Genomic DNA, 11,475 nt, shown 5'->3' on the forward strand with positions numbered 1-11,475 from the left:
TTGATTATATAAATTAAGGAGGACAAAATACATGATTCGTTCTCTTTACTCCGGAGTATCCGGTTTAAAAAACCACCAGCTTCGCATGGATGTGGTGGGCAACAATATATCAAACGTGAACACTTTGGGCTATAAAGCGGGCGTGGCCAATTTTCAGGACGCTTTGTCTCAGACTATCAGTTCCGGGGGCAATGGCAGGAACCCAGCCCAAATCGGCACCGGCATGTTGACCGGCAGTGTTGTTAATGACTTTACGCAAGGGGCTACGCAGTCAACCGGAAGATCCCTGGACCTGGCTATAAACGGTAACGGTTTTTTTGTTGTCAAAGATGTTGAAACCGGCAATGAGTATTATACCAGAGCTGGTGTCTTTTATCTGGATAATCAAGGCTATCTGGTTAACAGTGATGGATTGCGGGTTCAATCATCCAGTGGCGATATAAGAGTGTATAACGGCCCGGCGTCAACCATTAGCATAAGCGCTGACGGTTCTATTACTGGAACCAATGAAATGGGAGAACCGTTGCAATTTACATCCACACCTGTAACCATCCCCGCTCCGACACCGGTTGAAGAAGCTGTATTGAATGGGGATTACATGGGCGAGATACAACCGCTTGTGAGCGCAACCGGTTCGTTGACCGGGGATGCGATTGCAGCAGTCGAAAAAGAGCTAGAGGAGGCAATAGTAAAAGGTAACAGTGACTCAGCGAAAGTAGAGCCCAAATTAGCTACATCAGAAACTGTTAATATGACCGACGAGACTAATTATGATTTTCAACTTGTATACAATGATGGTAATGGAAACACATATACTGTCGACCTTAACGATTCTCTTTCATCTGTAAGTGGTTGGTACGATTTGGCAGATCAGCTGCAAGCCGCCATAGACAATGACCCAGACGTAGCGGGTAAAGTTAAAGTATCTTATGATGACAGTGCCTACGGAGGGTTGGTTTTTGAAACTATTACAGACCCAGGTGCGACCGATACCAGTGGTAATCCTGTTGCACCGACATTCACCCTTACTGGTGACGGTGTGGCTAAGTACATGGGCTTGGATGATGGTGCTACTCAATTAACAGACCAAGTCACAGCTGTTCAGCCAAAAGACTGGACCGGTAAAACTTTTACCTTCTATCTGGGTAATAAAGGCTGGCAAGAGGTTAAGTTAAAAGAAGACTTTGCGGATTTTGGTTATTCTACAACTGATACTGGCTTTTCCAGCGTTACCAGCGGCCAAGACTTGGCCGATAAATTACAACAGTTATTAAACGTAATGGCTGGTGATGACCCAACAACAGCAAATGTGGAAAGCGAAGCCAATGTCTCCGTTATATGGGATAATGATCATCTGGTATTTAAGCCGTATCCTGAAGATGCCGGTAAAACAGTAACCCTTGGTGGGGCAGACGTTGCAGATTTTATCGGAACCGGCTCCGCTGCCACTGAATCCAACATCGATTGGATCGACAAGGATATAACCATTAATTACAATGGTACAAGCTATAGTTTTTCTGCAACAGAAAAGCAGCAGGCGGGGCTTGGCAGCATCACCAGCGGCGTTGCACTGGCCCAGGCATTAAATAATCTAATTGACACCAAAATAGGCTCCGATAAGGTAGATGTAACATGGAGTACTGATCATCTGGTATTTACAACTAAGGACACTACCGGTATTGGGAATCAGCCTTCCATCACTATTGGCGGAGCTGACGCCGCGGATTTTGTCGGCGCTACAACTTCAGCAACAGGCACCGCGAGCAAGGAATCGGATGTTCCCTCACAGGCGCCCTATAATGTTATTAGGCTTGTCTCCTTCTCCAACCCGGAAGGCTTGATCAAGGTCGGCTCAAATGTTTATGAATGTTCGGCGGAAACCTCGGGATTGCCTGAAAATGATACGGTAAGTGCTATCGAATCAGGACGCGTTGAAATGTCCAATGTTGACCTGACCGACGAGTTTGCCGATATGATTACCACTCAAAGAGGTTATCAAGCCAACTCCAGGATAATAACCGTATCAGATACTATGCTGGAAGAATTAATGAACCTCAAACGGTAATTAGGATTAACCTTAGTCCAGGTTATTGCGAGTAAAACAACGTGGCAATCCAATAAGGAAAGGAGACACACCTCCTCTTGGGAGCCGGGTTTCAGGGGCGGAGGAATGTCCTATATTTTGAGATTGCCACGCTACGCCCGCAATGACACCCAAAAATTATTCTGACTCCTGTCTCCTGATTCGTTAAAATTACATAACAACATAGGTTAGGGTGAGCAAATTGGCGTTAAGAAAACCGAAAAAAGAGAAACAAAAAAAGGCCGATCAGGCTGAAAAGAAAGCTGGCGGCGGCAACTTATTAATGATGTTTATAATGATGCTGGCGGTCTTTTTAGTCGGCGCCGGCATGGTTATCGGTTATTTCCAGTTTTTCGGTCCTGCAGCAACAGCTGAAAATGAAAAGCCGAAAAAAGAAAAAGAAACTGTTCTGGCCACGCTTGATTTAGGTGATATGGTGGTCAATCTGGCTGATCAGGACCAGGGCAGGTTTTTAAAGACCAAAATTACATTAGGGTATGCTCCAACCAAAGAAAATGAACAAATAGTTGAAGAGAAAAAGGCTCAGGTAATTGAAGAGGTATTGCTCACCCTGCGCAAAAAAACCTACGCGGACGTCAGTCCGCCTGGTGCAACCGATAAATTAAAATCCGAGCTGATTAAAGCCATCAACGGCAGATTGAATGCGAATGTAGCCAAGGAATTATATTTTACTGAGTACATAGTTCAATAAGGGAGTTGCAGCCATGCTTTCTCAACAGGAACTGGATGATTTTTTGGGCAATTTTAATGCTCGCAAAACTACGGTAAAAAAAATCAATTACCCTGTTTTAAGCGTCCAACCCGGCGTGCCCGGAGCAAGGGTGCCGATTGAACTTTTAAGTGATGTAACGTTAGACATCTGGGCCGAGTTGGGGGAAGCTACTTTAACTGTCAGGGAGATCCTCAATTTAAAAGAAGAATCAATAATAGAATTGGAAAAAGCAGCCGGGGATACTGTTAACCTGAGAATTAACGGGCGGGAATTTGCCCGCGGAGAAGTTATAATTATCGGCAACAACCTGGGTATCAGGGTGGACCGTATTTACGACGCCAAACCAAGTACGGATAAGAAGGATGCAGGTTAAAATGGATAAAGAAATGATAGCGGCGCTGATTCGCTTGATGATATTGCTGCCTGTTATCTGTATGCTGGCTTATCTTACGGTTAAGTATGGTTTTGGGCAGGCCAGGAGGGGTAGCCTTACCGGCATAAAACGAATGCGCCTGGTGGAGCAGATTTCGCTGGGGCCCAAAAGCGGGTTGTCTTTGGTGCAGGTGGGTAAAAAATATTTACTCTTAGCTCACCAGGAGGGCAGTATCATTATGGTTAAAGAAATGGATCAATTACCTGATGAGTTGGAAAATAACATGCCGGAATGGAAAAGTTTAAGCCAGGTTATCAAAGGCATCAATCTTTTTGGCGGGAAACCGGGGAAATAATACCTTTAATCGCAGGTTACAGCAAAATTTCCATTTGACACCGATTAAAGCGAGGTAAACAAATGAATCCGGCAGTTGATAAACAGTACATAAAAAGTATATGGTTGCTCCTATTAATCGGCCTATGTCTTCTGGTCTATGCCGGACCGGCGCAGGCCGAACCGCTGCCGGGAATTGATCTGAATGTACAGCCGACGGAAGATCCGGTCCAGGTGGTTAACAGTATCAAAATTCTTGTTATGCTGACCCTGCTTTCACTGGTGCCGGCATTTTTGATGATGATGACCAGTTTTACCCGTATCGTAGTGGTTCTTTCGCTTCTGCGCAGCGCCGTTGGCACCCAGCAGACTCCGCCAAATCAGGTAATTATCGGGCTGGCTTTATTCCTTACTATATTTATTATGTCGCCGGTCTTTAAACAGGTTAACGAGCAGGCTGTGCAGCCTTATCTGGCTAATCAAATTAGCCAGCAGCAAGCCTGGGATAAAGCATACGACCCTTTGCGAACATTTATGGCCAAGCAAACACGGGAAAAGGATATAGCCCTATTTGTAACACTTTCCGGCATGGACAAGCCAAGGAACCAACAGGACTTGCCCGCCAGCGTAATGATACCCGCTTTTGTCATCAGTGAGCTTAAAACGGCTTTTCAAATTGGATTTATGATTTACGTCCCCTTTTTGGTAATAGATATGGTTGTTGCCAGTACGCTGATGTCGATGGGTATGTTCATGCTGCCGCCGGTGATGATTTCTCTGCCTTTTAAAATTTTGCTGTTTGTAATGGTGGACGGCTGGTATTTGGTGGTTAAAACTCTGGTGGAAAGCTTTTAGACCTGCACGAACGGGGGAGTTAATGTGTCCGAATCCTTTATCATCGAGTTGGTGCGGGAAGCTATATTAATGGTTTGTATCATAGCTCTGCCACCTCTGGCCGTCTCATTAATTGTCGGACTGGTTATCAGTATTTTGCAGGCTACAACTCAGATACAGGAACAGTCCCTTACCTTTGTGCCAAAAATCATTGCGGTTTTTGTAACTCTTGCGGTAATGGCTCCCTGGACTATCCGTGTTTTGGTTTCTTTTACCAACCAGATTTTTAACAGGATTCCGGATTTGCTCAGGTAAGGGGTAATTCAAATTGTTTGACACCGGCCAAGTTGCCATATTTTTTCTTGTTCTGGCCAGGATCTCGGCCTTTATTATGGCTGGACCCGTATTCTCAATGCCAAATATTCCGGGCCTGGTGAAAATTGGACTGTCATTTACCCTGGCGGTTATTGTTTACCCGTCTGTTAGTGCCAACGCGGGGGATTACAGCATTGATGGCTGGGAATATGTATTTGCCCTGCTGCGGGAAGTTCTAGTCGGCCTGGCTGTTGGATATGTCGCCTCACTGATTCTAAATGCACTTATGTTTGCCGGAAGCCTCATAGATATGCATATTGGCTTTTTTATGAGCAGCATCTTTGATCCTATGTCCGGTGCCATGACAGGTATCACCTCAAGGTTTTTGCATCTCCTGGGTTTGGCGGTGCTGCTCGGGTTTAACGGTCACCATGTCATTATTGCGGCTCTGGTTCGAAGCTATCAAGTGGTCCCGGTTAATTCAGCCAAAGTAAGCGCAGCATCCGCGTTGTTTTTAATTAAGGTTTTTGGCCAGATGATTGTTATTGGTGTGCAAATTGCAGCTCCTCTGATTGCTGTGATGCTTATCGTCGACGTAACACTGGGCTTGCTTGCCCGCACGGCTCCTCAAATTAATGTCTTTATGCTGGGTTTTCCCATCAAAATCATCTTCGGCTTGTTAACACTTAGTGTTATGGTGCCGGTGTTGGTTCGGATCATCTACTCGCTAATTGGGACAATAGAGCAGGATATGCTGACAATAATGAGAGGAATGACCTGATGGCTGAGAATAATTCTTCCCAGCAGAAAACTGAGGCCCCGTCACCGCGACGGTTAAGTGAGGCGCGTAAAAAAGGTCAGGTACCTAAAAGCCGGGATTTTAGCGCGGCGATAATCTTATTGGCTGCGCTGGTTGCGATTGCTTTTTTGAAGAATAACATTCTTTTTTCAATGCAGAGAATTTTGCTGGAGTATTATCGGACAGGTTTCATCGTTGATTTGCCGTCGGAGAACCTGCCGTTTTATTTGATAGGTTTCTTAATCCGTATGTTTCTTGTGTTAATGCCGGTTTTTATTATCATTGTAATAGCCGCCGCGGCATCAAATGTAGCCCAGGTTGGGATTTTGTTCGCGCCTCCGGTGCTTCAGCCTAAACTGGAACGCTTGAATCCCGCCGAGGGGTTTAAGAGAATCTTTAGCCTGCGCAGTTTGTTTGAACTGGTTAAAAACGTACTGAAAATAGTTATTGTAGCCTGGGTTGTCTATTTAATTGTTAAAGCCAGGCTTTCGGAAATGCTGTTGTTTTATTTTAAGGCACCGGCGCAGTTGCTGGACCAAATTGCCAATTTGATGATGATTGCTGCTTTTGCCGGGGGGGGAGCATTTCTGGTGATTTCTTTTTTAGATCTGCTATATCAGCGCTATGAACACTATAAAAACATGCGTATGACCAAGCAGGAAGTAAAAGACGAATATAAACAGACAGAAGGCGATCCGATGGTTAAATCGTGGCTGCGTCGCCGGCAGCGGGAAATTGTGATGAACTCTATCCGGCAGGAGGTTCCCCAGGCAACTGTAGTCATAACCAACCCCACCCACGTGGCAGTTGCTGTTAAATACGAAGACAATTCCATGCGGGCTCCCGTGGTTACGGCCAAGGGCGCAGGTGAACTGGTTCAGGTGATTAAGCGTTTGGCCCGGCAAAACAATGTGCCCGTTATTGAAAACCCCCCGGTGGCCAGGATGCTGTACCATAATGTTGAAATTGGCAGCGAAGTTCCGGTTGAGTTATACCAGGCTATCGCAGAGATAATCGCTATGGTTTACAAGCTAAAAGGCAGAACGGCCGGTTAGCGGTGCTTGCTGTTAGCGGGGTCAGACCCCAGCGCATGGAGGGAACCACCGGAGCGCCAGATACAAGTAACTTAAAAACTTTTTTCAGGATAGAAAGAGGAGAAAACAGTGGCTTCATTTACCAGGGCAGAAATAGGACGGCAGTTAAAAAAGAATACGGACATGATGGTCGCGGCTGCCGTATTGGGCATAGTGCTGTTAATTATTATCCCGTTGCCGCCGCTGGCTCTGGATCTTTTTCTAACCATCAGCATCGCTGTTGCTCTGTTGATTATGCTAATTACCATGTTTACCACCGAACCGCTGCAATTCTCTGTGTTTCCGTCGTTGTTGCTGGTTACGACACTTTACCGGCTTTCCTTAAATATATCGTCCACCCGGCTAATACTCGGTGAAGCCCAGGCCGGCAAGATTATTAACGCTTTTGGCCAGTTTGTGGTTGGTGGCAACTATGTTGTAGGCGCTATTGTGTTTATCATTATTACGGTTATTCAATTCGTAGTTATCACCAGCGGTTCCGGCAGGGTATCCGAAGTTGGCGCCCGCTTTACCCTGGATGCAATGCCCGGTAAACAAATGAGTATCGACGCTGAATTTAACAGCGGGTTAATTGGCGAGGAGGAAGCCAGGGACCGCCGCCGTAAACTGCAGCGGGAAGCGGATTTTTTTGGAGCTATGGACGGCGCCAGCAAGTTCGTGCGGGGGGATGCTATCGCCGGTATTGTTATTTGCGTTATTAATATCATTGGCGGTATAACCATTGGGGTGCTGCAAAAGGGCATGGGAATGGCAGAATCTTTACAAACTTACACCATCCTGACGATTGGTGATGGACTTGTTTCTCAAATACCGGCTGTACTTATCTCTACGGCATCAGGTATTCTGGTAACCAGGGCCACTACCGATGCCAGCTTTGGTACCGACCTGACCAGACAATTTTTGAATTTCCCTAAAATATTGTTCATTGTAGCCGGGATTTTATTAATTATTGGCTTTATTCCGGCTATGCCGGGCATTGTGTTTTTTATCCTGGCCGGTTGCGCCGGTTTTCTGGGCTACAGCCTGTTAAAAGAACAAAAACAAAAGGTAATTCAATCCCGGGAAGAAGAGGCTAAAAAACAAGTCCAGGAACAGCGCGAACCCGAAAATGTGCTGCAGCTGCTGGAGACCGACCCGCTGCAAATTGAAATTGGCTATAATTTAATTACTATGGCTGATGATAAATCCGGCGGCGACCTTTTGCAAAGGCTGACTGTCGTTCGCCGTCAGGCGGCCTCTGAGTTGGGTATATATGTAAGGCCAATACGCATCAGGGATAACCTGCAGCTGCCGCCCAACAGATATGTATTTAAAATACGGGGTGAGGAAATCGACGGTGGTGAATTGATGCCTTCCCACTTATTGGCACTAAATCCTACAGGCCAGGATGTGGTTATTTCAGGTATCCCCACTACTGAACCGACTTTTGGACTTCCCGCCTGGTGGATTACCCAGGACATGCGGGAGCAGGCGGAAATTGACGGTCTGACTGTTGTTGACTGCTCTACTGTTCTGGTTACCCACCTTACCGAGTTTATTAAAAAATATTCCCACGAACTGCTGGGCCGCCAGGACGTTAAAGAACTGTTGGACGTAGTCAAGGAAACGAACTCTGCTGTGGTGGAGGAACTGGTGCCTGATTTAATGACTGTGGGGGAAGTACAGAAGGTTTTGCAAAGCTTACTGAAAGAGAATGTTAATATAAAGGACATTATATCTATTCTCGAAGCCTTGGGAGATGGTGCCCGGATCAACAAAGACCCCGATTTCTTAATCGAACATGTGCGGGCTGCGCTGGCCAGGAGTATCTGCCGTAGCTTGCTGAACGCAGAAAACAAGCTTCAGGTTATAACACTGCACCCCAAACTGGAAAAGCTGATGGCGGATTCCGTACAGCCTACTCAGTTGGGACCGTACCCGGTGCTGGAACCCCAGCTGGCTCGCCGGGTGCTGGAAAAAATCGCGGATGTCGTAGAAAAGGCGGCCGGCAGGGGCTATGCGCCGGTGTTGTTATGTTCACCGCGTTTACGGTTGCCGCTTAAGCGTTTTCTGGCACGTCAGATGCCTTCAACAGCAGTGTTATCCTTGAATGAAATTATACCTGAGATAGAAATTGAAGCGGTGGGGACGGTGGTCATGGATGAAAGTTAAGAAGTTTTGGGCTGATAATATGCAGCAGGTGATGGAGCAAATCAGATTAGAACTTGGTGATGATGCGGTAATTATTAGTACAGCCAGGGAACCGATAAAAAATATTAAACAATTATTGGGCCACCGTAAAGTTGAAGTAACCGCGGCTGTTGATGATACACCGGTAAACATTCCTGAGTATAATAACGTTATTGAGGATAAACAACCCAAGTATATATCGGATGGTACGGTGTGCACGGCAGCTATTGATGAACCGGTTAAAAGCGACATGCCCCAAAGAGTAATTCCCGGTAGTATAGTTCCCTCCAAATTACCGGATCCGATTTTACCGGTATATAATGAAGAAGATAATGCCTGGTTTAGAATAATCCTGGGGCGGGAGCTGGCAAAGGGGGGCGAGGAAGTGGATAACGGTATAATTGGTAAATGGAAAAAAATATTTCGCCAGATGGAAGTCAATGATGCCATCACCGACTTAATTTTAAAAGATTTGGAGCCGGAAAGCGGTGATTATCCCAACGAAGAATTTTTTAAAGTCCACTTAAAAACTAAAATCATTAATTTAATGAAACCCGCTTATAACAAAGAAAACGGAGCCAGGATATTCACTTTTATCGGACCCACCGGAGTGGGGAAAACACTGTCACTGGTAAAACTGGCTACAAGGTATAAAGTTATTGACAAAAAAGACGTTGCCTTAATCGCTGTTTTTAACCAAAGATTTGGGGCAATGGAGAAGCTGCATTTTTATGGTAATATTTTAAATGTGCCGGTAGATGTGGTTATGACACCGGCTGAATTGGCCCGTGCGGTTGAATCGCATCAAGATAAGGACTACATTTTTATTGATACCGAAGGCCGGCCTTCAAAAGTTAGAAGTCAGGTGCTGGAACTCCAAACATTTCTAAGTGTTGTCGGAGAAAAACAAAATATACTTTTAGTACTTAGCTCGGCAACTAAAAACCGTGATCTTATACGTATCGCCAATGATTTTAAAACGTTAGGCTATAACAAAATTATCATGACCAAAATTGATGAAACCGATTCCTATGGGTCTATGTTAAACATTGTTTGTAATACCGGTGTGCCTATTGCCTATACCAGTAGCGGGCAAAATGTTCCTGACGATATTGAGCGCATCAACCCCAGACGCTTTGCAGAAATAATCCTTGGGAGCGTAGTACTTGATGAGGATTTTCAAGCGTAATACCTTAAAAGAGTTTGGAGACCGACTGTTTAAAGCTCCAACACCAAAAACTGAGCCAGGAGCGCGGATAGTTACTGTAACCAGCGGCAAAGGCGGTGTGGGTAAAACCAATTTATCGGTTAACCTGGCTATTGCTCTGGCTCAACTGGGTCAGCGCGTAATTGTTTTTGATGCTGATCTTGGCATGGCCAATGTGGAAATTGTGCTGGGAATAACACCTAAATTAACTCTTTATGACCATATATTTAAAAATGAGACCATAGAAAATATACTTTATCCCGGGCCCGGAGGAATAAAAATTATTCCAGGCGGGTCAGGCTTTCTTGAACTGGCTAACCTTTCCGCCCAACAGCATGCCAGGTTGGTTAATGGCCTGGAGCAATTGGACCGGATGGCTGATTTTGTAATCATTGATACCGGGGCGGGTATTGCTAAAGAAGTACTGGCTTTTTGCGCTTCTGCTGATGATGTTTTGGTTGTGGTTACCCCTGAACCAACGTCTTTAACTGATGCATATGGATTAATCAAAGTACTGGATAAATTTAATTTACATAGAGATATTTATTTTATAGTTAACCAGTCTAATAATGAAAATGAAACTGCTGATACGGCGTCCAGGTTAAAAACCGTGGTAGATAAGTACTTAAATATTAAAGCTAATTATTTAGGCGATATAGTTTATGATAAATTTGTTATCAAGTCAGTAAAAAACCAAAAGCCGTTTTTATTAACTAATCCTTATTCACCCGCGTCAGAAGCAGTTAAAAAAATAGCTCTGTCTCTGTTGAACAGGGAACTGCCGGTTACGGAAGAAAGAGGCTTGCGGGGTTTTATTAATAAGCTGAGCAGGTTGTTTAGATAAATTGGGAGGGTATATGATTGGTTGAAAAATTACCTCTGAATATTAGTCAAAAGATCCAGATTCGAAGAAAAGACGCCAAGGAATGGTTTAATTCAAGCGTCCAGGATATTCGCGATGGTTATTATATAAATATCAATATGCCTTTTATAAAAGAGCGCCCGCTGGTGCTGCGTAGAAATGAAAAAGTTGTTGTTCGTTTTTTTTCAGAACAATCAAGTTTTAATTTTAGTACCAAGGTGATAGGAGAAGTATCTGATAATATAAAACTTTACCGCTTGGATTATCCTCAGGAAATAATCAGGGTTCAGCAGCGGAATCACGTTCGTTTGCCGGTTATCCTTGATATTGAGTACACTTTACCTGAAGAAAATAAAGATAATAAGAAAAAGATTGTTTTTAGGAAAACAACCACTGTTGATTTAAGCGGTGGTGGGATGAAGCTGTTGACACGAGAAAAAATTGAGCCGGGTACCAAGATATTGCTGGTGTTTTCTTTGCCTTTAAAAAACAGGCCGGAATTGATTGAAATTAATTCGCTGGTGGCCAGGTGCATTAAAGTAGAGCCTGACAGAGAGGTTTATCATATAGGAATTAAGTTTAAAGATATCAACCTTAATCAGGAAGATAAAATAGTACGATTTATATTCGAAAAGATGGCCCAGCAAAAACGCCTTCGTTAGCGGGGTGATCG

12 protein-coding genes are annotated in these 11,475 nt (G+C 44.6%); all 12 read left to right on the top strand.

The genetic code is table 11. From position 1 onward, the window contains the following. The first annotated feature begins 31 nt into the window (after window positions 1-31). The 12 genes from BM056_RS01030 (at window position 32) to BM056_RS01085 (ending at window position 11,464) form a co-directional block, all read left to right on the top strand. The gene (locus tag BM056_RS01030) at window positions 32-2,065 is read left to right on the top strand and encodes a flagellar hook-basal body complex protein (RefSeq protein ID WP_092467830.1); all 2,034 of its coding nucleotides are present in this window, start codon (window positions 32-34) and stop codon (window positions 2,063-2,065) included. Between the two features lie 220 nt (window positions 2,066-2,285). Beyond that, entirely contained in the window at window positions 2,286-2,795 is a 510-nt protein-coding gene (locus BM056_RS01035) for a flagellar basal body-associated FliL family protein (protein WP_092467832.1), read from the top strand. Window positions 2,796-2,808: 13 nt separating this feature from the next. Further along, a complete protein-coding gene (locus tag BM056_RS01040) occupies window positions 2,809-3,189 on the top strand; it encodes a FliM/FliN family flagellar motor switch protein (RefSeq protein WP_092467834.1) in 381 nt (126 codons plus the stop codon). A 1-nt stretch (window position 3,190) separates the two neighbouring features. Beyond that, window positions 3,191-3,544, top strand: coding sequence for a flagellar biosynthetic protein FliO (locus BM056_RS01045; RefSeq protein WP_165613315.1), 354 nt, complete (start codon window positions 3,191-3,193; stop codon window positions 3,542-3,544). A 62-nt stretch (window positions 3,545-3,606) separates the two neighbouring features. Continuing rightward, complete coding sequence (fliP, locus tag BM056_RS01050; protein WP_092467838.1) at window positions 3,607-4,377, top strand: flagellar type III secretion system pore protein FliP; 771 nt, start codon at window positions 3,607-3,609, stop codon at window positions 4,375-4,377. Window positions 4,378-4,401: 24 nt separating this feature from the next. Next, on the top strand, window positions 4,402-4,671 hold the full coding sequence (gene fliQ, locus BM056_RS01055) for a flagellar biosynthesis protein FliQ (protein WP_092467840.1): 270 nt from the start codon (window positions 4,402-4,404) through the stop codon (window positions 4,669-4,671). 13 nt (window positions 4,672-4,684) lie between these two features. Then, a complete protein-coding gene (fliR, locus tag BM056_RS01060; RefSeq protein ID WP_092467842.1) occupies window positions 4,685-5,452 on the top strand; it encodes a flagellar biosynthetic protein FliR in 768 nt (255 codons plus the stop codon). Further along, the gene (flhB, locus tag BM056_RS01065; protein ID WP_092467844.1) at window positions 5,452-6,525 is read left to right on the top strand and encodes a flagellar biosynthesis protein FlhB; all 1,074 of its coding nucleotides are present in this window, start codon (window positions 5,452-5,454) and stop codon (window positions 6,523-6,525) included. Before fliR ends, flhB begins: the two co-directional genes overlap by 1 nt. Window positions 6,526-6,687: 162 nt before the next feature. Then, window positions 6,688-8,715, top strand: a complete 2,028-nt coding sequence (gene flhA, locus BM056_RS01070) for a flagellar biosynthesis protein FlhA (RefSeq protein ID WP_092468404.1) — start codon at window positions 6,688-6,690, stop codon at window positions 8,713-8,715. Further along, window positions 8,705-9,922, top strand: coding sequence for a flagellar biosynthesis protein FlhF (locus BM056_RS01075; RefSeq protein WP_092467846.1), 1,218 nt, complete (start codon window positions 8,705-8,707; stop codon window positions 9,920-9,922). The genes flhA and BM056_RS01075 overlap by 11 nt, the downstream gene beginning before the upstream one ends. Further along, the gene (locus BM056_RS01080) at window positions 9,903-10,784 is read left to right on the top strand and encodes a MinD/ParA family protein (protein WP_092467848.1); all 882 of its coding nucleotides are present in this window, start codon (window positions 9,903-9,905) and stop codon (window positions 10,782-10,784) included. The genes BM056_RS01075 and BM056_RS01080 overlap by 20 nt, the downstream gene beginning before the upstream one ends. 17 nt (window positions 10,785-10,801) lie before the next feature. Further along, entirely contained in the window at window positions 10,802-11,464 is a 663-nt protein-coding gene (locus BM056_RS01085; RefSeq protein ID WP_092467849.1) for a flagellar brake protein, read from the top strand. Window positions 11,465-11,475 lie beyond the last annotated feature (11 nt).

Source organism: Desulfotruncus arcticus DSM 17038, from assembly GCF_900113335.1.
GTDB lineage: Bacteria > Bacillota > Desulfotomaculia > Desulfotomaculales > Desulfallaceae > Desulfotruncus > Desulfotruncus arcticus.

What these genes read in the sequence shown, in the direction of transcription:
- BM056_RS01030 (WP_092467830.1), top strand. Translation starts at nt 32, where the DNA reads ATGATTCGTTCTCTTTACTCCGGAGTATCCGGTTTAAAAAACCACCAG.
- BM056_RS01040 (WP_092467834.1), top strand. Translation starts at nt 2,809, where the DNA reads ATGCTTTCTCAACAGGAACTGGATGATTTTTTGGGCAATTTTAATGCT.
- BM056_RS01045 (WP_165613315.1), top strand. Translation starts at nt 3,191, where the DNA reads ATGGATAAAGAAATGATAGCGGCGCTGATTCGCTTGATGATATTGCTG.
- fliP (WP_092467838.1), top strand. Translation starts at nt 3,607, where the DNA reads ATGAATCCGGCAGTTGATAAACAGTACATAAAAAGTATATGGTTGCTC.
- flhB (WP_092467844.1), top strand. Translation starts at nt 5,452, where the DNA reads ATGGCTGAGAATAATTCTTCCCAGCAGAAAACTGAGGCCCCGTCACCG.
- flhA (WP_092468404.1), top strand. Translation starts at nt 6,688, where the DNA reads ATGATGGTCGCGGCTGCCGTATTGGGCATAGTGCTGTTAATTATTATC.
- BM056_RS01075 (WP_092467846.1), top strand. Translation starts at nt 8,705, where the DNA reads ATGAAAGTTAAGAAGTTTTGGGCTGATAATATGCAGCAGGTGATGGAG.
- BM056_RS01080 (WP_092467848.1), top strand. Translation starts at nt 9,903, where the DNA reads ATGAGGATTTTCAAGCGTAATACCTTAAAAGAGTTTGGAGACCGACTG.